Here is a 24,034-nt window from a genome sequence, read left to right as displayed (position 1 = left end):
AAGGAAGAGCCGGGGCAGTCAAGTTGAATTTCACCTTTAGGGCATAGACCCAGTTTAGGAGCATGATTGACGTTCCACCTCCAGGATAAGCAGGACGAAGGAATTAGGCACATTCGATGCCGGAAGACATGGGAGGTTTGCTGCTTGGAGTTGATGTGGGATCCCGATGGCCGAGACAGATAAAACATATGCGGTTTTATTTGCTCTGCCTGAAACCACAAAACTACCAGCTAAATCGCAGTATCTGGAGTAAAGGCTCAACCAGATTAACATGAAAATCTATGAAAAATGAAGACAAATTAAGTATGAGAGACTTTATTAAGGGAGGTGTATTTATGAAAAGGTTTTTCAGCGTTTTTATAGCAGTAATTGTATGTTTTACAGCGATATCAACTCCTGCGTATGCATTGGATGGTGTTTGGCATGACCCCTATGGTTTAAACTGCATCTATGATATTCAACCAGATGAAAGGTTGCCACGAAATCCGGTCGCAGGGGAAAATGTCTTGGTACGCAGTACGACATGGCCTATTGAATTTGGACAAACAGTATGGATTACCTACAAAAAAAACGGGGTACAACAGCAGGCAATTGGTGCGACATGGAAATATAACAACGGAAACAATTCTTATTGGGAAGCTAATTTGGGTAGTTTTCGAAAAGGCGATGTAGTTGAATATACTGTTCATGCAAATAAAGACGGACAAAACGAAAAAACCATTGGTTCGTTTGAATTCCACGTAACAGATTGGGAACATGTTAAATCTGTTTCTTTGGCATCTCAGACGAATGGCAAAATCATTTTGAATGCCACACCGAATACAGGGTCATTCTCCCCCAAAATGTGTTTAAGTTTTCCTACAGAATCCACCGTCGAGTTTCAACTTTCTCCTAAGGGGAACGCTACGTTTAATTCCGGAATAACTGATTTTCAGGTAACCGAAAACTCGTCTTCCATTATAATTACCACCACAAAGTTAAGGGTCACAGTAACAAAACAGCCGTATTCTATGCAAATTTATGATATAAAAAAGGCCAAAGTCCTTTCGACAAGCGGTGGTTTGGGTAATGAGATGTCCTGGTTGACGGATGGTTCAAGTATCATTGAGAAAGTACAGGACGGCTATAATTCACCGTCGACGGAACAATTCTATGGTTTTGGTGAACATTACAGCACCTATCAGCAGAGAGGAAAAACGATTGACACGTATGTTTATAACCAATACCTAAACCAAGGCGACAAAACATATTATGCGGTTCCTTTCTTTTGTTCCAATAATGGCTATGGACTGTACCTCAATTCAACCGCTTATTCAAAATTCGATATGGCATCAAGCAATACAAGCCAATATTCATTTACGGTAGACACCGATGGAAAACCAAATGCATTTCTTGATTATTACTTTATAGCTGGCAATCCTTTAGATGTAATTAGTGAATATAGCAAATTGTCAGGGCTTCCTCAAGAATTACCTAAATGGGCATTCGGGCTATGGATGTCTGCAAATGAATGGGACAGACAGTCGGAAGTAATGAATGCGATGGCACAAGCAAATAATAATAACATTCCAGCAACAGTTATGGTCTTGGAGCAGTGGAGTGATGAAAACACTTTCTATATCTGGAATGATTCCACCTATACGCCAAAATCCGGTGATAAAGTTTTTTCAAATTCTGATTTTACTTATGGCGCTAAGTGGCCCAATCCAAAAGAAATGGTTAACACGCTACATAATAACGGATTGAAAGTGGTTCTTTGGCAGATTCCGGTTCAAAAATACACTTCTTATGCTTACCAGCAAAAGGATAATGATGAGCAATATATGATCAAAGAGGGGTATGCAGTTCGAGATGGAAAGGGCGGCCTTTATCGCATTTCTTCATCCGGCTGGTTTGGAAACAGCCTGCTCCTTGATTTCACAAATCCTCTAGCGGTAAACTGGTGGATGTCCAAACGGTCATACCTCATCGACGATATTGGAATTGATGGTTTCAAAACAGACGGCGGTGAAATGGTTTGGGGCAAACACACTTCTTTCTATAACGGTAAAACCGAATCGGAAATGCGCAATGAATATCCATTGTATTATATCAAAGGTTATAACGATTTTATAAAACAGAAAACGGGAAATGGAATTACCTTTGGCCGCTCTGGAACTGCCGGTTCGCAAACTAAGGGCATCTATTGGTCAGGGGACCAGGCGTCAAGTTTTTCGGCATTCAAAGATGCTGTTCGCGCCGGTCTTAGCGCAGGAATCTCAGGGGTTCCGTTTTGGAGTTGGGATCTTGCTGGATTTACTGGCGACTTTCCTACGGCGGAATTATATAAACGCAGTACAGAAATGGCTGCCTTTTGTCCTATCATGCAATTCCATTCTGAAAAGTCAAATCCAACACCAAGTGAAGAAAGAACACCTTGGAACGTACAAAGCCGCACGGGGGATACTACTATAATCCCAACATTTCGAAAGTATATAAACACACGCATGAACTTACTCCCATATATCTATAGTGAAGCACAAAACAGCGCAGCTAATGGTACGCCAATGATGAGAGCTATGATGCTTGACTTTTCTGACGACGCAAACACATATTCCCTTGATGAACAATACATGTTCGGAAGAAATATCTTGGTAGCTCCTGTCTTGGACCAAGGCAAAACAACAAAAGATGTATATCTTCCCCAAGGTGAATGGGTCGATTTCTTTCACAATGCACTTACGTGCGGCGGTGGTTACAAATCGTATTATGCGGATGTTGACTCAATACCTGTTTATGTTAAAAATGGAAGTATTATCCCAATGAATTTCAACAGCAATTATGAGCTAGGCGGAAATATTGGCAACAATGTTGACACTTATGATCATCTTACCTTCCGAGTCTATCCGTCAGGCGAATCAAGCTATACCTTAACGAATAATGACAAAACGACAATGACGGTACGGGCGTCTGAAAATTATTCAAATGGCATGGTAAAGGTATATTTGCCTGCAACCAATATTCCGGTTACAACACAAGTATTTGGCACACAGCCGTCAAGTGTTACGTTAGATGGAACTGCGTTGACTAAATATGATTCATTAACGTCGCTTTCTCATGCTACCAATGGTTACTATTATAGTATATCTGAAAAACTTACTTATGTGAAAACGGCCGCGGCATCTACAGAACATACAATTGTTTTAAATGGTATCAAAAAAGCTCCCTATGAGGCTGAGCACGCTGCTCTTAACAATGTAAGCACCAATACAAATCATACAGGGTACTATGGTGATGGATTTGTAGATCATTTTAACAAAAACGGAGATTCTGTAGAATTTACAGTATACGCTTCTAAATCAGGTACAGCAACGCTTAAGCTGAGGTATTCAGCAGGAGCTGAATCTGCACAAAGAAGTTACTCTGTAAACGGAGGAGCAAACCGCACTGTGCTGTTCCTAAAAACATCAGGCTGGAATTCCTGGGCCGAAGTGCCGATTACAGTAAATCTTAATTCCGGGAAAAATACCATCCGCGTCGCATATACCGCTTCTGACTATGCTAGTATTAATCTTGATTGTCTTCGCCTAGATTAGCTAATTTTATAAAAAAGTGTAGCAATGCGAGTATGAGATTCTCGCACTGCTACACCAATCTTAATTTATGGGAGGAAATCAAATGTTAAAGGCTTCATATAAAAAGTTATATATTAAATCAGCCGCAGTATTCATGGCATTCGTCATATCTTTCACAGCATCTTCAGGAAATTTACGAATAACAGCCTATGCCTACGCATCCGCTTTAGGAAATGTAATCAGTGCTACGACACAGGATAACAAGGTCGTTCTGACAATTGATAACGGTTCAGAACCTTCCGACGATAAGTTGACATTGGAAGTCTGTAAATCAAATATCTTGCGTGTAGACTATCAGCCAAACTCCCAAGAGCCTAGTCCTGATACGCCAATGATAGATCCAAATCTTTCATGGAATGCAACCACAGCAACAATCAACACAGCAAATGATCCTATTACCATAAAAACGGATGCAATGGTTATTGAAATAGCAAAAAGGCCCTGCCGTATGACAGTTAAAAAGGCCGATGGTACCACATTGTTCTGGGAACCTTCTTCCGGAGGCGTCTTTAATGGCGGTATTCGCTTTGTACGTGCTGCTGCAACAAACATGTATGGCATTCATGGATATGATTGCTTTTCTGAAAATGGTCAACTCTTGAGAAATGATACCAGCGGTGAAGCCACTGCTGGGCAACAAGGTGATTCCGGTGGACCTTTTATGTGGTCCACAGCGGGATATGGGCTTTTGATTGATTCGGACGGCGGGTATCCTTACATCAACTCTACAAACAAAAAAATGGAATTCTATTATGGTAATACTCCGAGAGAAGGCCGCCGATATAATAAAACCGATGTAGAGTACTATATAATGTTTGGAGAACCCAAACAAATCATGAAAGACTATTCAAAGATAACAGGTACATCACCGATGATGCCAAAATGGTCTCTGGGGTTTTCAAATTTCGAATGGGGGATAAATGAAACTGAGCTAAATGACATGGTAGATACTTACCGGGCAAAGAATATTCCTTTGGACTCGTATGGCCTTGACTATGACTGGAAAAAGTATGGCTCTGACAATTACGGTGAATTTACATGGAATACAGCAAATTTTCCTTCCGCTGCTACAACATCGCTAAAAAATACCATGAATTCAAAAGGCATAAAATTAATAGGAATTACAAAACCACGTATTGTAACAAAACTTTCAAATGGTACACAAACAGCACAAGGAAAAGCGGCGAAAGAGGGCGGCTATTTTTACCCTGGTCAAAATGAATATACAGATTATTTTTATCCGGTGACCGTCCAAAGCATTGATCCATATAACCCAAATGAACGTGCATGGTATTGGCAGCATTCCATTGATGTTTTTAACAAAGGAATTGTTGGCTGGTGGAACGATGAGACCGATAAAGTGTCGACTGACACAGCATCCTACTGGTTTGGCAATTTCACTACCTTACATCTTTCACAGGGAATGTATGAAGGACAACGATCATATATGAATGGTCAAATGCGTGTCTGGCAAACCGCAAGAAACTACTACCCGGGTACACAACGTTATAGCACCAGCCTTTGGTCGGGTGATGTTGCCACACAGTTTTACAAAGGGGAACGTGTTAACTGGGCTGCAGGTCTGAATGAGCAAAAGGCAAGTTTACTGTCAACAATCAACAACGGCCAGCCCAAGTGGGGCTGTGATGGCGGTGGTTTTAATCAAAATTCGGGTACGATTGAAAACCCAAGCCCAGAACTTTATACTCGTTGGCTTCAGCTTGCTTCTGTAGCACCTAAATTCCGTGTACACGGAACATACAATCACCAACGCCAGCCATGGTATTTCGGCAAGACAGCTGAAGAAGTAACAAAAGCCGCTATCCAGCTTCGCTACTCATTATTGCCATATCTTTATTCTTATGAAAGAGAAGCTTATGATACAGGTTTAGGAATTGTACGCCCGCTTTTGTTTGATTACCCGACTGATACGAATGTAGCAAATTACTCTGACGCATGGATGTTGGGCGACTGGCTCTTGACAGCACCCGTCACTGAACGGAACCAGGCCTGTAAATGGATTTATCTTCCGAAAGGAACATGGATTGATTATAATCGAGGCGTAAGTTATACCGGTGGGCACTATATCCCGTATATGCTCAACAACGATTCATGGACAGATTTGCCGATGTTTATTAAAGAAGGTGCTATTATTCCTTCACAGGATGTCGTTGATTATATTGGTCAAAAAACAATTAGTAAAGTCAAATTTGATATTTTCCCATCCTCCCAAACGACCAATTTTAATTATTATGACGATGATGGGGAGACATATCAATACGAAGGAAACAAATATTTTCGACAAACTGTTTCTGCTCAAAAAGGAGCAGAAAATGTAACAATAAACATTTCATCTAAAGCAGGTACATATAGCAATGGAGTTCAATACTACTATTTAGCGGTTCATGGAACACCTGCATCTTCTGTAACGGAAAACGAAACAGCTCTACCTAAATGCACAGACTACAATACACTCTTGGCAACAAATGGCTCCGCATATACTGTTGGAAAAGATGTTTATGGTGATGTAACCTATATAAAAACTTCTGCTGGCTCCGATGTTGCAAAGAGTATCGTATTAAACGGAATTACAACTGTATCTGACACAAGTCAAAAATATGAAGCGGAAGACGCTTCCCTTTCAGGGAACTCAACAAAGACAAAAACTTCTGTAAATAATAATCATGGCGGGTTTTCCGGAACAGGTTTTGTGGATCAGTTTGACTCCGATCAAGCTGCCGTTACATTTTACACGAAAGTAACCAATCCTGGGGAATACAAGGTTTCACTTCGCTATTCCAATGGAAATTCTTCTTCGAAAAGCAAGTCGATTTATGTAAATGGGAAATATGCCTGCAAAGCGGTTTTGCCTTCGACTTTAAACTGGGATACTTGGTCAGACCTTAATGTTTCAATACCTCTTGCTGCAGGCAATAACAGCATTTCCATAGAAAATGATTATGCTGACGGGGATAGTGGAAATATCAGCTTAGACTATATTAAAGTACCATTTTATCCCACCCATATTCAAATGGAAGCAGAGTCTGCCGCGCTTTATGGGTCGGCTAAAGTCAATTATGATCATCATTTCTATAGTGGAACAGGTTTTGTGGATACTTTAACATCTGTAGGTAACGCAGCGGAATTTACCGCTGTATTGCCGCAATCGGGTACCTATAACGCGATTCTGCGTTTCTGCAATGGCACACAAACTGCAAAAAATCTAAACTTGTATGTTAATGACAACTTTGTTTCTGCAGTTGATTTACCGAGCAATGGGGGCAATTGGAATCTATGGCAGGATGTCAAGGTTACACTGCCGTTGATATCAGGAAAAAACACTATTAAGTTAAAATTTGACAGTGGTAATTCCGGTAATGTAAATTTGGATAAACTAACACTTCCGTTATCTTCCGAAGTTACTGCACCAATCAATTTACTGGATAATGGCAATTTTGAAAGGCCGACTGGGTACAGCAGCAAATGGACCGAATGGCATCCAGATGGACAGTCCGTTGCTTATGGCATCAACTCCGGTTCAGATTCTAATCCACCTGCTTCACCGCATGAAGGTGATAAGAGAGCATATTTTTACAGCGGAATCAATTTTAAGCAAAGCATACATCAAAATGTATCCGTAGCAAACGGCACCTATACGGTGGAAGCATGGGCAAAAGTTATAAATACTGCGCCTACAACATGCCGTATGGAAATAACTGACTATGGAGGGAATAATATTTTTACTAATCTCCCTTCATCCGGAAGCGGATGGAAAAAAATTATTGTATCAAATGTGCAAGTTACCAATGGGCATGTAGATGTTGGTTTCTACTGCGACTCGCCTGGTGGGACAATCGTTCATATTGATGATGTAAGGCTATATAAACAATAAAAGGTTCTGTAACCACCTTAATCTCTGCCCGTATAAAAAAATAACGAGATGTTCCGGTTCACTCCGGTAAATTGCCCGGATTGGGTAAGGCAGAGCATCCATACTCGTAAAAGCAATCAATGCTTTCCTGATATGGAATCGGCGAATGTCTCCGATTTCTACAATTAGCCTTGGAGCGAAAACCGAACCCCCCTCCCTTTCCCGGGCAAACAGGATACTCAGGCAGGTTGCTCGCCAATTCTGTAACCGTCAAACCGTACCCACCTGTAAAAAAGCAAAGCGAGATGTCATAATGTATAAAAAAGAAAGAGGTACATTATGGCAGAAAAATACACATCAGAACAGCGTGAGAGCTTGGTATCGGCATACCGCATGAGCGGGCAGACACAAAATAAGTGGTGCAGGGAAAACGGAGTCTGTAGATCCACACTTGGCAAATGGCTGAAAAATGAAGAAGCCAAACCTGTGATTCAGCAAAACTGGATACCGGTTCAGATAAAAAGTCCGGTATGTCAGGCATCAATCGTCATAGAAGTCGGCGGATGCAAAATAAAGGTTGATGAGGGCTTTTCAAAAGCACTGTTTAAAGAGATCGTTGAGGTGCTGATGACGGTATGCTGACGGATAATATGGATATTGCAATATATCTTGCCTGCGGAGATACGGATATGCGCAAATCAATCAACGGTCTTGTATCGCTTGTGGAAAACAGCTTTAAGCTTGACCCGTTTAAAGAAGCATTGTTTGTGTTCTGCAACAGGCAGCGCAACCGACTGAAAATTCTGACATGGGAGGATAACGGCTTCTGGCTGCATTTCAAAAGGCTTGAACGTGGGCATTTCAACATATGAGCTTTATCTATGCCTGCCGCAACTGCGAAAAAAGCAGCATACAAACACCAATATTGAAAGCTTTAGAGGACGGGCGTATCAAGCTGTCCAATAATAGAGCTGAGCGTTCCATAAAGCCGTTTGTAATCGGCAGGAAAAACTGGCTGTTCTGCAATACGCCATCCGGCGCGAAATCCTCCGCTGTAATTTACAGCATTATTGAAACCGCTAAGGAAAACGGCCTGAATCCGTATTCCTATTTGAATTTTATCTTTGAACAGATACAATTGCAGGGAACAGAAAGCATCGATAATCTGCTTCCCTGGTCTGATAATATCCCAGACTTTTGCCGTATCAAAACATAAAACCGACTTTGCCGCCGTTTGGCGGCTCTTTTGCTGTGTGGGGGTGGTTTGACGGTTACGATTTTACAGAGGTTGATAGAAAGAAAATAAATGGGTTTGAGCATTACAAATGAGTGCATTATCAAGAACCATAAGGAAGAAGTTGCAGAAGTACATTTTGAACATTATGCCTGGGGTATATGGGAAATGGTTTCAGCAACACATGAGTACTCAAAGAAAACATCAGGGCTTATTGAATTTTCTGTTAATGTAGCGGCTGACAGTGAGATAAAGGTAGAATTTGAATATAAAATTGACCGGCGAACAGAGGTTGTTGTTAAGAGTAAATAGTATTACTTGATATGGGGAGTAAAACATGTCAGATGTAAAAGAAAATTTTCAAAAAGTCATAAAAAGCATTATTTATGAGAATGCAATTAATTCAACGTTTGAAGCGCGTCAGAATTACTATAAGCTGTTTCCTGAAACAGAGATAGATGAGTTCCCAATATTTTTTACATTAAGCCAAACAGGGATAAACCTTGAAGTGCCAAAAAAATTTGCTTTTGGACTTAATCATTTTATCGAATATATGAAAAAACAGGGATGGAGCTTTAATAGACAAAATGTTATTGATTTTGAACTAAGTGAAACATATAGAGTAATCCAACCGCATGGGGTGGAATCCGGGCATAAACAATGGGAAATTGATTTGGCAAAATACCAAAGTTCCATAAATTTGCCTTTCTTGCTTGAAAAAATGTATTATGAATCCGGCTTCATTACTGATACTGGTGAACCTGTATCTTTATATAAAGGATGTAAATTTGCAGATAAATGTTGGGCGGGAATAGATGAGAGAAAGCCTGATAATGAGGAAGTAAAATGGTCATATCTGTCATTTCCTTGGATAGGTGAAAAATACTACAAAAACAAGATTTTAATACTGGGAATAAACACATATGAGGGTGGAGGATTTGAATACAACACACAAATTATAACGGAAGCAAGAGCTGAACTTGAAGAGGGAAAAAAACGTATTAACTTTGGATATGTTTTCCCTGACGGTAAAAAGTATGCTGGTACTTTTCTTTGGCACCGTATAGCTTGCTATACTATGGCTATACGAGAAGCTATATACTGTGATTCGGATGATATTTATGGAGTCTTGAACCTGGAAGATAAGATTAAGGATAACAGAAAAATTGCTGCAGAGTACGAAAATAATTCATTTTTAAATCATGTTAAATGCTCTCCAAAGCGAGATCGGAGTAATCCTACAACATCAATGTGGAAGAATTGCGGTGCACATGTTTTAAAACATGAGATTGAATTGCTGACACCAGATTACTTGTTGGTATTAGGAGTAGGGGATAATATCAATTATCTTAAAAACAATGTTTTGGATGGAGATATTTCTGAAATTAATGTAAATTCGGATGCGAAGCTGTATTATACTAAGCATTTTAAAAAGCCGCTTAAAGTTATAGCTGTTCCACATCCATCAAACAGTATAAAAGAAAGTCTGATATTAGATGTATTTGAGTTGGCTTTACAGGCAAAGCGCATTTATATGTAAAGATTTTATATAAAATCAGAATTGATGAAAACAAATACAAAATTTAATAAAAGGATAATTGAGATGAATAAAAGTATTTTTGAAAGATATAGTTTTCTTAAATCTCTAGTAAAGGACCGTAAGGAGCAATTTGACAGATTGATTAGTTTTATGGAAAAAGAAACTGCCTGGCTAACTGCACCTGCAAGCACAAAATATCATCTATGCAAAGAGGGCGGACTTTTGGAGCACTCGGTCAATGTTGCTGAAACTATGCTAAAGATCAAATCTGCAATTGCACCGGAAATAAGTGATGAGAGCTGCGTTATAGTAGCGTTATTACATGATTTAGGTAAAGTGGGTATGCCGGGGAATCCACAGTATCTTGTTAATGAGCCATCGGAAAAACAACAGAAGCATGGATACAAACCGGATTATCCATACCGTTTTAATTCTGAACTTACATATTTGAGTGTACCGGTTAGAAGTATATATTTGGCGCTTCAGCACATCAACCTTACAGAGGAAGAAGTGCAGGCAATTGTCTATCACGATGGACAATATGTGGAGGATAACCGTTCCTGCGCTACCCATGAGGAACGGCTCACGCTGCTTTTGCAGTATGCCGATAGCTGGAGTGGGTTTGTAATTGAGAAATAAAAGACCAGCTAATAAAAGTCAAGAGTTTTTAAGAAAAAAATTTAAGAATTTTTGAAAACTCCTGACAGTGAAAAAAGAGGGTGATAATAATGAAGTTCGGTATGAGAAAACCAAGTATTAAAAAGAGTATTGCGGCAAGAACGAGTGTAAAAAGATATATACGCCACAGCTTAGGGGTGAAAGCTCCAAGAGGATGGGGTTGGATTTCAAACCCTAAAAAAGCCCTATATAACAAGGTCTACCGTAAAACCACATTTAGTATATTTGATATTTTTAAGTTTTTTAAATAATAAAACCTATTTTGAGCTTTTTCTTTTGCATATCTGAGTATCCATTGGGGGTGATTATTTGATACAAGCCGTACTTGAAGGCAAATCGTTAGGTTATGAGTATACGGAGGATATCCTTACTTCAACAGTTTTTGGCACTCTAAAATATCTAAGGCCAGACATGATATTGATTCCTTTTATTGAGTCTGCGTTTTTATATAACGAGGAAAGAACAACTTTTTGGGAAAAGCTAAATTCAGAAGGAATTGAGCTGAGATGTTACCGGGAAGTAGAGTATGTATTCTGGACTTGGAATCAGAATTATGGAGAGCCGGACTTAATCCTTATATTTAGAGACCATGTACATGGTTTTGATGATTTGCTTCTTATTGTTGAAGCTAAATTCAAATCAGGGAAAAGTGGAACAGACGAAAATGATCAATTAGTCCGCTATTTTGAAGCAATAAATAATGATATAGAGAATTTTACTGAATCATCTGTGTCAAGCTTTAAAGGCAAAAAGGGATGGTCTGCTACAATTTTCATTGACTCCTGAAATAGGTGGAAGTAAAATAAAAACGCAAAGGAGTCGAAAAAAATGGGAAACAAAACGGTGTACGACAGAAGCTTCAAGGAAGAAGCGGTAAAAATGGCTATGGAAACAAACGTGAGCAGAGCGGCGCGGAATCTGGGGATACCGGAGAACACAGTCCGCAACTGGGTAAAACGGACGGTCGAAAGACCGGACAATCCGTTTATCGGCAGCGGACATAAATATGTATCGCCGCAGGACGCTGAGAAAGCGCCTTGCTCAAGGAATGCCGGGAATTGAAGCGCGCCAATGAAATATTGAGGGAGGCTCTCGGTTTTTTCGCAAAGAGCCAAAAGAAGTAGAACCAGTAAAGCTGTACGGATTTGTTCACACCCGGCTTAAGGGATGCAAAATATCCGAAAAGTGCAGAGCTCTGGGAGTTTGCAAGCAGGGCTATTACAAATGGAAGCAAAACATGAATAAACCGTACAGGCACGCCGATCTTTTGGTTCAGATAAAGGCCGTGCTTGATGAAGATCCGGAAAACAAAGAGAACTACGGTGCAAGCCGGGTATACCTGAGACTATCCCAGACTGCATATAACTATACCGGAAGCTATTCGACAGTTTATCGTGTAATGAAAGCAAATAATATGCTGCATAAGCCGAAGAAAAATCCGAACAGCCTGACAAAAGAGGATGCCGAAGCGCAGAAGAGCGAGAATCTGATAAAGCAGGACTTTTCAGCCGATATCCCTAATACAAAATGGCTTACGGACATTACCGAGGTGCCGACCGCAGACGGAAAGCTTTATGTTTCTCCGGTTCTGGATTGCTTCGACGGACAGATCGTGGGTCTTGCTGTGGATAACAGCATGAAAAAAGAGCTGTGCATCAACGCATTTGAGCAGGCTTGCAGGCGGCATAGCGCAAAAGGTATGATAATTCATTCCGACCGCGGCTCCCAGTATACCAGCCGTAAATTCCGTGAAACCCTTCGGGAATATGGAGCGTCGCAAAGCATGTCCGGCACCGGCAGATGCTATGACAACGCGAGGATGGAAAGCTTTTTCGCGACATTGAAGAAGGAAAAGCTGTACAAAATCAAGACCGAGCTGCTGCCGATGGAAACCGTCAAGAGCATTATTTTCCGTTGGATATTCGCCTATTATAACCGGAAAAGGGTTTATACCGGCAACGAGGGAGGATATCCGCCCTGCGTTAAAAGGCAAATGTATTACGCCTCAAGGCAGGCGGCATAAACCCGTCCGCAAATCTTGACTGCGCAATTAAAAGCGCTCGCAAAGCATTGCCGACGGCGAAGGGGAACTCAGAAATATCGCGCTCTGCACAGCTGCCGGACAAAAAATTATAGCACTTTTAATCGCTAACGCAGTCAAGATCAAGCCGCCGTCCCGGCGGTTGCTGCCTTAATTGCCTCCGGCTCGGAGAATCTTGAAATATCGATTGTGATATCAATTTTAAATTTCCACCAATTTATTGAGTCAATGAATATTGACAAGTCCAAACCAGTGAAAGAAAAGCAAAAAAAGCCTTTGACCAAATCCGTTTGGAATATGAACGGGAGCAGGAGGAAAAGGAGCGTCGGGCAGCGGAAGAACGGGCCAGGGAACTGATTGAAGGAAAAAGGAACCCGCAGGCGGATGTTCCCTTTATGGATTACCTTCAAAAATGGCTGATTCAGGCAAAACCCACCATATCCAAGACCACGTTTAAAGGCTACCGCACCATGCTGGACGGCCGAATCAGCCGGTACTTTAAAGAACTGAACATCACCTTAGCGGAAGTTACGCCGCAGCATATTCAGGATTTTCATCAATCCATTTTTGATGAAGGGTATACGGCAAATACGGTGATTCACTATCATGCGGTGCTTCGCAGGGCGCTGCAGAACGCTGTCAAAAAGGGAATTATCAGCAGCAATCCTGCCGACAGGGTGGACAGGCCGAAAAAGAATGTGTATCAGGCACAGTTTTATTCGGCGGAAGAAATGATGGCTTTGTTCGATGCGGTAGCGGATGATCCCTTGGAAGTCTGTGTAAAACTGGCCGCTTACTATGGGCTACGGAGAAGTGAAGTCCTTGGTTTGAAATGGGATGCGATCAACCTTGAACAAAAGACCATCTCCATCAAGCACAAGGTCATTGAGGACACGGTCGATGGCAAAGCAGTGGCTGTCGGCGAGGATGTGCTCAAAACCAAATCCAGCTTCCGAACCCTTCCGCTGCTGCCATCCGTTGAAAAAATTCTGTGGGCGGAAAAAGAGAAGCAGGAAATGTACCGCAGAATGTTCAAGCGTTCTTACTGCCGGGACTATCTGGATTATATCTGCATCGACCAAACCGGAAAGCTGATGCGTCCCAACTATGTAACGGAGCATTTTAGCTGGATACTCGAAAAAAACAACCTGAAGAAAATCAGGTTCCACGATTTAAGGCATTCATGCGCCAGCTTACTGCTCGCAAACGGGATATCCATGAAGCAAATCCAGATATGGCTTGGGCACAGCACGTTCTCGACCACGGCGGATATTTACTCGCATCTGGACTTCCATGCGCAGATCGAATCCGGGCTTGTCATGGATGGCATGTTTGAAAAATCCAAGCGGGAAGAACCTATCGGACTTGAAATGGCTGAGTGATTTTCTACGGACTGCTGAGTCGGAACACGGCAAAGCCTTGTAAAATAAGGATTTTATAAGCATCCGTTTTCTACAAAAGCAGAAAAAATGCCCTCGAAAGAGGGCGTAGAAAAGAACCAAAAAAGGAAGAGCCTGTTGCGGGCATTGACCGCAAACAGGCTCATGGCGGAGGCGGTGAGATTCGAACTCACGTGCCGATTGCTCGACAACCTGATTTCGAGTCAGGCTCGTTATGACCACTTCGATACGCCTCCATATTCTATTTTAATACACCGAGCCTTTCGAAAAAGTCAAGGCAAAGTGTAGAAAAACCGTAGAAATCGGTAAAAAGCTAAATTTTCAAAATCCCGCAAACCCGCGAAAACTCAAGGGTTTCCCGCATTTTCAAAGTAACTGACCGAGTGGATTTCGAGTCAGGCTCGTTATGACCACTTCGATACGCCTCCATATTCTATTTTAATACACCGAGCCTTTCGTAGAAGTCAAGGCAAAGTGTAGAAAAACCGTAGAAATCGGTAAAAAGCTAAATTTTCAAAATCCCGCAAACCCGCAGAAACTCAAGGGTTTCCCGCATTTTCAAGGCAACTGACCGAGTGGATTTCGAGTCAGGCTCGTTATGACCACTTCGATACGCCTCCATACATGCTTAATTATTGTAATGAGTAAACACGAAAATGTCAAGCTTTTTGTTTGGGTGCGGGATTTGCGTTAGAAATATTTCAGAAAACGCTAATTTTTGTGCCGCCGCATTGGAAAGAAACATATTATGCTGGAAGAAAACACTTTAAAAGGTGATAACAATGCCAATGACAACAAGGGAAATGCTTGCCCGGCTGATTAAGTGCGAAGCCGGGGGAGAGGGCGACACCGGAATGCGCGCCGTTTCCTCGGTGATTACCAACCGCACCAATGTTCCTTATGGGGAATTTGCACGCATCAGTCAAGGCGGGAATATGCGCGCCATTATGGAGCAGCCGGGGCAGTTCACCTGCCTGATGGAAACGGTTGCCGGCCAGTACAACTCGCAAAATATTTATAATATGGATCCGGAAGAAATTCATTATGCGATTGCGGATTGGGCGATCGCCAACAATACGCTGGGCGCGGTAGGCGACGCGCTGTTCTATTTTAATCCGTTTAAACCGCAGTGCCCGGATTATTTTCCGGCGAATCAAATGGGGCTCTTTTATAATCGAATTCATCAGCATTGCTTTTATGGCCCCACGGAAAAATATGCGTCCACATAACACATAAAGGAGGAACAAGGATGGATACCAACACCACTCCAACAGCCGGATATACACAGCATTCCTGCATGGGCGGCTGTGTTGGAGGTTATGATTCCCCAGCGGCAGGGAGCGTACCGACCCTGGAAGAAATTGCAGGCTACAACACAATGACACAGCAGCAAAAGGACCAGATAAGGCAGCAGCTGTATCAAACAAACCAGGAGGCATTTTCCGGAATGCCATGGTCCGCGTCTTATCGGGCTGCAAACAACAGCAACGCACAGCAGGCCGGGCTGCTTTCGGCGGCTTCTCCCTCGAAAAAGCAGGCAGTTCCCGGCACACCGGCAGTTCCCGGCACTTTGGGAACCAGTCCAGGCACAAGTCCGGGAATGCAGACCACTTCCGGAGGTACTGCGGGGGCGCAGGGAATGCAGACTGCTCCGGCAGCGCAGACCCAGACCATAGAGGGAACGACCTCCGCACCGATGATACCTGGCCAGCCTGCTCCCATTACTCCCCTTACACAGCCGGCCCCTATTACTGGGGAAAGCCTGCAATATTTGAACGGATTTCTGCGGACCCAAATCGGCCGCGCGGTCAAGGTGGAATTCCTGATTGGAACCAATACCCTGGTAGACCGCACCGGCATCCTGCTGGGCGTTGGAGCAAACTATATTTTGATTAACGAAGCGGAAACCGACGACATTGTAGCCTGCGACTTCTACAATATTAAGTTTGTTCAATTTTATTATTGATGTGCAAATCAAATACCGCGTAATCAAAAAGGGACTTTCCAGTTCGGAAAGTCCCTTCAGATTGTCGAAGAACCCATCCAACGCGGTTAAACGAAGGATGGGTTCTCTTGATAATATGCAGGATAGGAAAATAAGCAAAGTAAAATCAATAAAAACCCGGAGGGATGGCCATCCCTCCATTTCCACATTGCCAGCTTTTTGAGATTCATGGCAGCAAACTTAAGCTTAACCCAATTCGTCACTTGAGTTAAGCCCCGGTAGAGCGTGTACCGCATCCCATATTTCACTTTTGCATCGGCGAAGACACGCTCAATGGTTTCTTTTCGTTTTTTGTAAAGCTCTTTGTATTTCGGTGTGTGTCGGATATCTTCCGCAAGCTCCACATAATCCTGCCACACATGCCGCGTTACGGTTTTCGTACAGCTTTTACTCTCGGTGCAGCGAGAACGGAATGGACATTTTTCGCAGATGTAACTCCGGCTTTTGTATTCCCGGTATCCCTCACGGTTGGTTGTTGCATAATGCAGAACCTGATATTCAGGGCAGATCACACAGTCATAATATTCGTCGTATACATACTTCCACCATTCCAGATTTCCCGCTTTGGTCATTGGCCGCTTGTATGCTGTGGAAAGTACTCGCCCGTTGTCAAACACCCGTTTGCAGATATGCGGCGTTTTGTATGCGGCGTCCGCCACCACTGTTTCAATTTCAGGAAACCGTTCCGTCACTTTGTCATAGACCGCATCAAACGCCACGCTGTCGTGTACGTTTCCCGGAGTCACCTCAACGCCAAGGATAAAATTATGTTTGTCGCAGGCAGTATGCGCTTCGTAGGCAAAGCACTTCTTGTGTTCGCCCTTTTGAAACAGCCCGCTTTCCGGGTCTGTTTTGGACTCCGTGATTTCTTTTTCCTTCGGCGGTTTCGGCGTACTGTCGAATGGCTTCTTCCCATGATCTTCCCGATCAGCGTTAACCTCTTCCATTAATTCTGAGGCATACCGCTTTGCAGCCTGAGGGACTGCCTTTTTGATCTTCTTATTGATGTTGGCGTTTGCTTTGATATGTGTTCCATCTACAAATACTGCTTCCGGCTCCAAATATCCGGCGCAGTTTGCCTCCTGCAAAATCCACGAAAATACCTGTTCCACAGTTTCCTCTGTGAACCGGTGCTTAAAATTGTAACTCACAGTGGAGAAATGCGGCAGTTCCTCGTTCAGTGTATATCCTAGAAACCACCGGTAAGCGATATTCATATTGATTTCCTGCATTGTCCGGCGTAAAGAGGGAATTCCGTACAGATGCTGGATCAGAACAATCTTAAACAGGACGACCGGGTCCACACTGGGACGACCGTTGCCCTCACAATACAAATCTTCTACAAAATCATAAATATGGCTAAAATCTACTGCTCCGTCAATCTTTCGCAGCAGATGATTTCCCGGCACCAATAGGTCTGTATTCACAAATTCCACTGCATCTCTGCGTAGTTTTTCCCGTTCCAGCATCTTTCATCACCTGTCTATATTTTACCATTTTACAACGAAAAAGCCCAGCTTTCACTGGACTTTTTCGACAGGCTGAAGGGACTTTCCAGTTCGGAAAGTCCCTTTACTGTATCAATCGCGGCAGTCTTACGAAGCCGAGATAAAATGTTTGAATTTATCCATGTGCTTCAACGGTCTGGGCGTTGGCGGCTTCCGCAGGAAGCTTCACCGCAGGCGCCATGCCGATATTGTCAATCTTTCCGCTGATCATGCATTTGGTAACAATGATTTTTACGCTGCTTCCGTCAATGTTCTGAAACACCTTGTTGAGTGCCTGGGTGGCATCCAGTTCCAGCTGTGCGATTTGACCGGTTTTTTCATCAATGTAGCAATAGCCGTAAATATCGTCCGCACTGTCCAGAAGTGCCTGGACGATGGTGGAGGAGCCATTTCCAATTCCGGTTGCGGTTACAATATTCTCCACGGTGCTCCGAAGGACTTCGCTTTTGAATGTTAACTCCAGCTTGTGTGCTTTTCCGGCACCCAGATTTACTTCCCGTACATATTTCTGGCCTTTTACGTGCTCCAGCAGCCGCAGAATATCAATCTGGTGGAACGGGGTGGTGTCTATGCTGCCGGCAGAGGTTTTCTGCCACACGCCGTCGGACTGGGAATAAAACCAGATTCCCTGCGTATCGGACAGGTTATAGGTCGTGCTGTTGGAATCCGTCTGATCCAGTTTTGCGGCCTGAACGGATTTCAAGGCAAAGGGCTTTGCCTGGTATGTAACGTTGTTTTCCGTCTGATAGTGCTTTTGCTGCCCATCTACCGTAAATTCCAGCGTATTTTCAATGGAAGCCGTGCAGCTGGTCAGTTCCCCGGCGTTTGCCTTGGCTTCCCGCATCAGTACGTCGGGGTCCGTCTGTTTTCCGCAGCCGGAAAACGAACCGATTATGAAAACGGAGAGAACAATCCCCGCGAAGGCATTTCGTTTCATGTCGTCACCAGTTCTCCGCGCGCAAATTCATACCGCCGCCGGCTTCACGCGGAAAGCCGCGGGTTCAAACATACAAAATATCATTCGTATTATAGTATAAAAATATTTTATCATGTGCGGCGGAAATTTACAAGACAAGTACCTATGTCCCTAGTCAAACTGTGGAAGTTGCTGTTGAAGCTGCGCTTATTCATACTTTCTTCACACGAATGCCCTATCATAACAATATCCATTGTATCATAAGGGCAATGCGTGCATTCAACCTTACATAAAAAAGGGGAATGAAAATGAAATTGTTTTATCATAAAAAATCGATGCGTACAACAGCGGTCGGCCTGCTGGCCGCGGTGGTGGTTTCGCTTCCGCTGTCCGGCTGCCAAGGCAATCCTCTTTCCGGGTTGATTTCTTCCGCTATGCCGTCTTCGGGGGCAACCTCCTCCATTGGGCAGGCGGTGGCCAGTCAGGCAGCTTCTAAGGTAACCTCCGCCGCAAGCGCCGCCGTATCGGCCGCGTCGAAAGCGGTGTCCGCGGCATCCACACTGAAGTCCGCGGCGTCCAAGGCTTCTTCCGTTGCTACGGTACAGCAGAAGCCGAAAACACCGGTTAAAAAATCCTCTTCCACGAAGGTGGAAACGGGCAATCAGAACCTGAAAAAAATTGCCATTGACCCGAACGCCCAAACCGGCAAGCAGCTGTCGATTTCGCAGAGCAAGCCTTCGGTATCCTCCTATTCGTATGTGGACCAGCGCAGCGGCTACAATGCCCTGAAAGATACTCCAAGCCAGAACCTGTATAAAATGATTTTGGCGAGTGCCTATGAAATTTCCACACAGGCCAACGAACAGGGGTATTACCCGACTGCGCGCATTCAGCTTGGAAAGGTACATCTGTCAGAAACGCAGATCCGCATTGCGCTAATGGCGGCCCTGAACGACAACCCGCAGGTGTTCTGGCTGGCAAACGCCTATTCCTACGGTTACGGCGGCTCCGATACCTTTGTGCAGCTTTACTCGATGGTATCCCCGTCCGCTTGCAATACGATGATTAGTCAGTTGAACCAAAAGGTGTCCTCCATTATCAACTCGATGCCTTCCGGCTTGAACGAACTTGACCGCGAGCTTTATCTTTCCGATTATTTGGAACAGCATCTTACCTACAACACGGCGGCTGCCGCGGATACCAGCCTTTGGAAGGCGTTTAACGCCTACGGTGCGTTGGTGGAAGGCAGTGTGGTCTGCGAAGGATATTCCCGCTCCATGCAGCTGCTAAGCAGCTATGCGGGGCTTACGTGCATTTTAATAACCGGTCAGAGCGACGGCGTTAACCATATGTGGAATGTCATGCGCATTAACGGCAGCTGGTATCACTTGGACAATACCTGGGACGACAACAACCCGACGATATACAATTATTTTAATGTAACGGATGCGGTGATTCGGAAAACGCATTCTATTTTCCCAAGCGCCTATTCTTTGTCGGAAGCGCAGATTAACGGTACCGCAACAGGTACCCCCGCAGGGTTTAACCTGGTCATTCCCACCTGTACGGCCACAGCGGCGAATTATTTCAGGGCAAAAGGCATTCCGGTGAGCACGGAAAGCAACACTGACAGCAGCGCGGTGGTCAGCGCCATTATTTCTGCGGCGAACGCGAAGAAGGAATCCATTTCGTTTTATGTCACCGACGATGCGGATTATACTCAGGTGATGAACGGAATGCTGAAAACGTCACCGTACCGGCTGTCGGATTACCTAAATCAGGCGAACGCTTCGAAAAGCTTGAAGAACAAAATTTCGCTGAGAAGCATCCGCTACCTGCAGGACCCGGACAACCGCGGGCTGACGGTCTTTCTAACTTATTCCTAAACGAGAAAAAGGAAACACAATACAATGGGACACGGTAAAATGAACATTTTCATTTAGCTGTGTCCCTTTTTCTATGGAATGTCTCATGCGGAATTGGTTATGTTATATATTATATGAAACGGACAACAGAGTACGAGATTCCTGAGGACCGAAGCGGTGGATAAAAGGAGCGTGGAAGCTTCCGTGCGGGGGCTCCGGTTCCAGGCTGGGGAAGACCTTTGGAAATGCTGGATCACGGAGCCAATAAGTATGAAGGTGTTTTCTTCGGATTGGTGGACGACTGAACTGATAATCACGGGATGCTACGCAACAGAACTCCGAATCGAATATAATAATGGATATTATGCTTTATTTTTTTCATAAAATAGAGGAGATTGGTTGCACCGGTGCGACCGATGCCCGGAACAATACCGTCCCCTATGCCGGGGCGGTGAAGACGGCGCTTTGGGCTCTATGGTGGCAAGCTATCAAGCTATCATCTTTTAGAAAAAGCCGCGCGGCGTGTCGCAGAACAGCCGCTTGCGGAATATCATAAAGTGGAGCAGGTTGAGGTGCTTTAAAAAAGCCCCATGCTCCGGTACATGCCGACTTTGATGATAGGGCGGCAATGATTACCCGGAAAAGGAGCGACTTCTATGAATAAAGCGATACTCGGCATTGGTTCCAACCTTGGCAACCGCACCGCTTTTTTAAGCAGCGCCGTGCGGGCGATTGAACAGCTTCCGGAAACGACCGTTTTGGCGGAATCCAGCCGGTACGAAACAAAACCATATAACGTTCCGGACGAACAGAATGATTACTTAAATGAATGTATTGTGATTTTAACCGCGTTGTCGCCGCGTGCGCTTCTGGGTGCCTGCCTCGGGATTGAGGCAGCCTTGGGCCGTGTGCGGGAAAAGCGCCATGGATCGCGGGTGATTGACATCGACCTGCTGATTTACGAAAATGCGACCAGCAAAGATGCGGAGCTTACCTTGCCGCACCCCGGCATTCTGAAACGCCCGTTTGTGCTGTTGCCGCTCAGTGATCTTTATCCTTCCGGGAACGCACTGGGACTGGACTTTTCAGCCGCTTTAAAGCGGGTCGATCGGTCCAAAATCAAGGTTTTTTAAAAAAAATCTAAAAAAAATTAAAAAAAGGGGTTGACTTATGGGGGTGTATTTGGTATTATAGTCAAGCGCCTTACGAAAGGCGAACGGCAAGAGCGAAACGGAAGTTAAGCGAAGCCGGGCAGGACCTTGAAAATTAAACAACGTAACGAATTAGGAACCCGTAAAGATTCCGGAAAAGTTGAAAGACTTTGAGGATTTACGAAGTTGGCTGTCACTTAAGAAAAAAGACAGCAGAATACACGTTAGTGTATCGTATTTCGAGCGATTCAAGCTCTGAATATTCGATGTAAACACTCGAAAGAGTGATTTATATACAATATTTTAGAGAGTTTGATCCTGGCTCAGGACGAACGCTGGCGGCGTGCCTAACACATGCAAGTCGAACGGAGTGATTCGAAAGCTTGCTTTTGAATCACTTAGTGGCGGACGGGTGAGTAACGCGTGAGTAACCTGCCTTTCAGAGGGGGATAACATCCTGAAAAGGATGCTAATACCGCATAACATATCGAGGCCGCATGGTCTTGGTATCAAAGGAGCAATCCGCTGAGAGATGGACTCGCGTCCGATTAGCCAGTTGGCGGGGTAACGGCCCACCAAAGCGACGATCGGTAGCCGGACTGAGAGGTTGAACGGCCACATTGGGACTGAGACACGGCCCAGACTCCTACGGGAGGCAGCAGTGGGGGATATTGCACAATGGAGGAAACTCTGATGCAGCAACGCCGCGTGAGGGAAGAAGGTCTTCGGATTGTAAACCTTTGTCCTTGGTGACGAAACAAATGACGGTAGCCAAGGAGGAAGCTCCGGCTAACTACGTGCCAGCAGCCGCGGTAATACGTAGGGAGCAAGCGTTGTCCGGATTTACTGGGTGTAAAGGGTGCGTAGGCGGCTCTGCAAGTCAGGCGTGAAAACTATGGGCTTAACCCATAGACTGCGTTTGAAACTGTGGGGCTTGAGTGAAGTAGAGGTAGGCGGAATTCCCGGTGTAGCGGTGAAATGCGTAGAGATCGGGAGGAACACCAGTGGCGAAGGCGGCCTACTGGGCTTTAACTGACGCTGAAGCACGAAAGCATGGGTAGCAAACAGGATTAGATACCCTGGTAGTCCATGCCGTAAACGATGATTACTAGGTGTGGGTGGTCTGACCCCATCCGTGCCGGAGTTAACACAATAAGTAATCCACCTGGGGAGTACGGCCGCAAGGTTGAAACTCAAAGGAATTGACGGGGGCCCGCACAAGCAGTGGAGTATGTGGTTTAATTCGAAGCAACGCGAAGAACCTTACCAGGTCTTGACATCCAACTAACGAGGCAGAGATGCGTTAGGTGCCCTTCGGGGAAAGTTGAGACAGGTGGTGCATGGTTGTCGTCAGCTCGTGTCGTGAGATGTTGGGTTAAGTCCCGCAACGAGCGCAACCCTTGTGATTAGTTGCTACGCAAGAGCACTCTAATCAGACTGCCGTTGACAAAACGGAGGAAGGTGGGGACGACGTCAAATCATCATGCCCTTTATGACCTGGGCCACACACGTACTACAATGGCCATTAACAGAGGGAAGCAAGACCGCGAGGTGGAGCAAAACCCTAAAAATGGTCCCAGTTCGGATCGCAGGCTGCAACCCGCCTGCGTGAAGTTGGAATTGCTAGTAATCGCGGATCAGAATGCCGCGGTGAATACGTTCCCGGGCCTTGTACACACCGCCCGTCACACCATGGGAGCCGGTAATACCCGAAGTCAGTAGTCTAACCGCAAGGGGGACGCTGCCGAAGGTAGGATTGGCGACTGGGGTGAAGTCGTAACAAGGTAGCCGTATCGGAAGGTGCGGCTGGATCACCTCCTTTCTATGGAGAACTGACCAGTTGAAAGAAACTGGTCTAACATCCAAGGTCGGTTACGGAAGCCTAATTTGAAAACGTTGTTTAATTTTGAAGGCCCTGAAAAGAGCTTTCAAGAAGTGGAAACAAGGGTAGAACAACCTGAGTGACGCTGCCTTTCATAATGGGGGTTTAGCTCAGCTGGGAGAGCGCCTGCTTTGCAAGCAGGAGGTCAACGGTTCGATCCCGTTAATCTCCACCACGGGCACAGCCCGAAAGACAAATGTGGCTATATGGGCACAAGAATTAAACCGGATAGCCTCTAGCCAGAAATATGGGCTTATAGCTCAGCCGGTTAGAGCGCACGCCTGATAAGCGTGAGGTCGGTGGTTCGAGTCCACTTAAGCCCACCAAAG

Annotated in this window: 18 protein-coding genes, 3 tRNA genes, 1 rRNA gene and 1 pseudogene; 20 read left to right on the top strand and 3 right to left on the bottom strand. The window is 44.5% G+C overall.

Annotation, left to right across the window (positions count from 1 at the left end; translation table 11 throughout):
• Positions 1 to 281 precede the first annotated feature (281 nt).
• From ACSVDI_RS13580 to ACSVDI_RS13520, 13 genes and pseudogenes are all read left to right on the top strand, one after another.
• Positions 282 to 3,575 (top strand): TIM-barrel domain-containing protein, encoded by a 3,294-nt coding sequence (locus ACSVDI_RS13580; RefSeq protein WP_457943639.1) that lies wholly within the window; start codon positions 282 to 284, stop codon positions 3,573 to 3,575.
• 82 nt (positions 3,576 to 3,657) lie between these two features.
• The gene (locus ACSVDI_RS13575) at positions 3,658 to 7,506 is read left to right on the top strand and encodes a TIM-barrel domain-containing protein (protein WP_457943638.1); all 3,849 of its coding nucleotides are present in this window, start codon (positions 3,658 to 3,660) and stop codon (positions 7,504 to 7,506) included.
• Positions 7,507 to 7,824: 318 nt separating this feature from the next.
• The gene (tnpA, locus tag ACSVDI_RS13570) at positions 7,825 to 8,127 is read left to right on the top strand and encodes an IS66 family insertion sequence element accessory protein TnpA (RefSeq protein ID WP_457943637.1); all 303 of its coding nucleotides are present in this window, start codon (positions 7,825 to 7,827) and stop codon (positions 8,125 to 8,127) included.
• Entirely contained in the window at positions 8,121 to 8,357 is a 237-nt protein-coding gene (tnpB, locus tag ACSVDI_RS13565) for an IS66 family insertion sequence element accessory protein TnpB (RefSeq protein WP_457943636.1), read from the top strand. Before tnpA ends, tnpB begins: the two co-directional genes overlap by 7 nt.
• A 62-nt stretch (positions 8,358 to 8,419) precedes the next feature.
• Positions 8,420 to 8,701 (top strand): annotated as a pseudogene (locus ACSVDI_RS13560) (transposase domain-containing protein); the annotation flags it as partial.
• Positions 8,702 to 8,791: 90 nt separating this feature from the next.
• A complete protein-coding gene (locus ACSVDI_RS13555; protein ID WP_457943634.1) occupies positions 8,792 to 9,031 on the top strand; it encodes a hypothetical protein in 240 nt (79 codons plus the stop codon).
• A 25-nt stretch (positions 9,032 to 9,056) separates the two neighbouring features.
• Positions 9,057 to 10,259: a uracil-DNA glycosylase family protein gene (locus ACSVDI_RS13550; RefSeq protein WP_457943632.1), complete on the top strand. Its 1,203-nt coding sequence runs from the start codon at positions 9,057 to 9,059 to the stop codon at positions 10,257 to 10,259.
• A 63-nt stretch (positions 10,260 to 10,322) separates the two neighbouring features.
• Positions 10,323 to 10,898: an HD domain-containing protein gene (locus tag ACSVDI_RS13545; RefSeq protein ID WP_457943630.1), complete on the top strand. Its 576-nt coding sequence runs from the start codon at positions 10,323 to 10,325 to the stop codon at positions 10,896 to 10,898.
• An 89-nt stretch (positions 10,899 to 10,987) separates the two neighbouring features.
• The gene (locus ACSVDI_RS13540) at positions 10,988 to 11,188 is read left to right on the top strand and encodes a hypothetical protein (protein ID WP_028308450.1); all 201 of its coding nucleotides are present in this window, start codon (positions 10,988 to 10,990) and stop codon (positions 11,186 to 11,188) included.
• 58 nt (positions 11,189 to 11,246) lie between these two features.
• On the top strand, positions 11,247 to 11,723 hold the full coding sequence (locus ACSVDI_RS13535; RefSeq protein WP_457943628.1) for a hypothetical protein: 477 nt from the start codon (positions 11,247 to 11,249) through the stop codon (positions 11,721 to 11,723).
• Positions 11,724 to 11,765: 42 nt separating this feature from the next.
• Positions 11,766 to 11,999 carry a transposase gene (locus ACSVDI_RS13530; RefSeq protein ID WP_457943627.1) on the top strand — a complete coding sequence of 78 codons (234 nt, stop codon included), beginning with the start codon at positions 11,766 to 11,768 and terminating at the stop codon, positions 11,997 to 11,999.
• A 16-nt stretch (positions 12,000 to 12,015) separates the two neighbouring features.
• Positions 12,016 to 12,960 (top strand): IS3 family transposase, encoded by a 945-nt coding sequence (locus ACSVDI_RS13525; protein ID WP_457945651.1) that lies wholly within the window; start codon positions 12,016 to 12,018, stop codon positions 12,958 to 12,960.
• A gap of 308 nt (positions 12,961 to 13,268) precedes the next feature.
• On the top strand, positions 13,269 to 14,360 hold the full coding sequence (locus ACSVDI_RS13520; RefSeq protein WP_457943625.1) for a tyrosine-type recombinase/integrase: 1,092 nt from the start codon (positions 13,269 to 13,271) through the stop codon (positions 14,358 to 14,360).
• Positions 14,361 to 14,523: 163 nt separating this feature from the next.
• Here ACSVDI_RS13520 and ACSVDI_RS13515 read toward each other — a convergent pair.
• Positions 14,524 to 14,614: transfer RNA gene (locus ACSVDI_RS13515), tRNA-Ser, on the bottom strand.
• Between the two features lie 546 nt (positions 14,615 to 15,160).
• Here ACSVDI_RS13515 and ACSVDI_RS13510 point away from each other — a divergent pair.
• Together ACSVDI_RS13510 and ACSVDI_RS13505 are read left to right on the top strand one after the other, a co-directional pair.
• On the top strand, positions 15,161 to 15,607 hold the full coding sequence (locus ACSVDI_RS13510; protein ID WP_457943624.1) for a cell wall hydrolase: 447 nt from the start codon (positions 15,161 to 15,163) through the stop codon (positions 15,605 to 15,607).
• Between the two features lie 20 nt (positions 15,608 to 15,627).
• Positions 15,628 to 16,344, top strand: coding sequence for a hypothetical protein (locus tag ACSVDI_RS13505; protein ID WP_457943623.1), 717 nt, complete (start codon positions 15,628 to 15,630; stop codon positions 16,342 to 16,344).
• An 86-nt stretch (positions 16,345 to 16,430) separates the two neighbouring features.
• On the opposite strand, the gene ACSVDI_RS13500 is transcribed toward ACSVDI_RS13505, so the two are convergent.
• Positions 16,431 to 17,852: an IS1182 family transposase gene (locus ACSVDI_RS13500; RefSeq protein ID WP_457943622.1), complete on the bottom strand. Its 1,422-nt coding sequence runs from the start codon at positions 17,850 to 17,852 to the stop codon at positions 16,431 to 16,433.
• A 154-nt stretch (positions 17,853 to 18,006) separates the two neighbouring features.
• The gene (locus ACSVDI_RS13495) at positions 18,007 to 18,828 is read right to left on the bottom strand and encodes a hypothetical protein (protein ID WP_457943620.1); all 822 of its coding nucleotides are present in this window, start codon (positions 18,826 to 18,828) and stop codon (positions 18,007 to 18,009) included.
• 287 nt (positions 18,829 to 19,115) lie between these two features.
• Between ACSVDI_RS13495 and ACSVDI_RS13490 the strand changes: the two genes are divergently transcribed.
• From ACSVDI_RS13490 to ACSVDI_RS13470, 5 genes are all read left to right on the top strand, one after another.
• Complete coding sequence (locus ACSVDI_RS13490; RefSeq protein ID WP_457943618.1) at positions 19,116 to 20,693, top strand: transglutaminase domain-containing protein; 1,578 nt, start codon at positions 19,116 to 19,118, stop codon at positions 20,691 to 20,693.
• A 635-nt stretch (positions 20,694 to 21,328) separates the two neighbouring features.
• Positions 21,329 to 21,805, top strand: coding sequence for a 2-amino-4-hydroxy-6-hydroxymethyldihydropteridine diphosphokinase (gene folK, locus ACSVDI_RS13485; RefSeq protein WP_457943616.1), 477 nt, complete (start codon positions 21,329 to 21,331; stop codon positions 21,803 to 21,805).
• A 318-nt stretch (positions 21,806 to 22,123) separates the two neighbouring features.
• Positions 22,124 to 23,645: ribosomal RNA gene (locus ACSVDI_RS13480) — 16S ribosomal RNA — on the top strand.
• 159 nt (positions 23,646 to 23,804) lie between these two features.
• A tRNA-Ala gene (locus tag ACSVDI_RS13475) sits at positions 23,805 to 23,880 on the top strand.
• Positions 23,881 to 23,954: 74 nt separating this feature from the next.
• Positions 23,955 to 24,031, top strand: a tRNA-Ile gene (locus ACSVDI_RS13470).
• Positions 24,032 to 24,034 lie beyond the last annotated feature (3 nt).

It is taken from the genome of Caproiciproducens sp. LBM24188 (assembly GCF_054130445.1).
Note: the sequence above shows the minus strand (reverse complement) of the source record. Positions and strands in the feature narration are given on the sequence as shown.

Excerpts from the sequence above, each read along its gene's own strand:
- ACSVDI_RS13580 (WP_457943639.1), top strand. The coding sequence starts at position 282 with ATGAAAAATGAAGACAAATTAAGTATGAGAGACTTTATTAAGGGAGGT.
- ACSVDI_RS13575 (WP_457943638.1), top strand. The coding sequence starts at position 3,658 with ATGTTAAAGGCTTCATATAAAAAGTTATATATTAAATCAGCCGCAGTA.
- tnpA (WP_457943637.1), top strand. The coding sequence starts at position 7,825 with ATGGCAGAAAAATACACATCAGAACAGCGTGAGAGCTTGGTATCGGCA.
- tnpB (WP_457943636.1), top strand. The coding sequence starts at position 8,121 with ATGCTGACGGATAATATGGATATTGCAATATATCTTGCCTGCGGAGAT.
- ACSVDI_RS13555 (WP_457943634.1), top strand. The coding sequence starts at position 8,792 with ATGGGTTTGAGCATTACAAATGAGTGCATTATCAAGAACCATAAGGAA.
- ACSVDI_RS13550 (WP_457943632.1), top strand. The coding sequence starts at position 9,057 with ATGTCAGATGTAAAAGAAAATTTTCAAAAAGTCATAAAAAGCATTATT.
- ACSVDI_RS13545 (WP_457943630.1), top strand. The coding sequence starts at position 10,323 with ATGAATAAAAGTATTTTTGAAAGATATAGTTTTCTTAAATCTCTAGTA.
- ACSVDI_RS13540 (WP_028308450.1), top strand. The coding sequence starts at position 10,988 with ATGAAGTTCGGTATGAGAAAACCAAGTATTAAAAAGAGTATTGCGGCA.
- ACSVDI_RS13530 (WP_457943627.1), top strand. The coding sequence starts at position 11,766 with ATGGGAAACAAAACGGTGTACGACAGAAGCTTCAAGGAAGAAGCGGTA.
- ACSVDI_RS13510 (WP_457943624.1), top strand. The coding sequence starts at position 15,161 with ATGCCAATGACAACAAGGGAAATGCTTGCCCGGCTGATTAAGTGCGAA.
- ACSVDI_RS13505 (WP_457943623.1), top strand. The coding sequence starts at position 15,628 with ATGGATACCAACACCACTCCAACAGCCGGATATACACAGCATTCCTGC.
- ACSVDI_RS13500 (WP_457943622.1), bottom strand. The coding sequence starts at position 17,852 with ATGCTGGAACGGGAAAAACTACGCAGAGATGCAGTGGAATTTGTGAAT.
- ACSVDI_RS13495 (WP_457943620.1), bottom strand. The coding sequence starts at position 18,828 with ATGAAACGAAATGCCTTCGCGGGGATTGTTCTCTCCGTTTTCATAATC.
- ACSVDI_RS13490 (WP_457943618.1), top strand. The coding sequence starts at position 19,116 with ATGAAATTGTTTTATCATAAAAAATCGATGCGTACAACAGCGGTCGGC.
- folK (WP_457943616.1), top strand. The coding sequence starts at position 21,329 with ATGAATAAAGCGATACTCGGCATTGGTTCCAACCTTGGCAACCGCACC.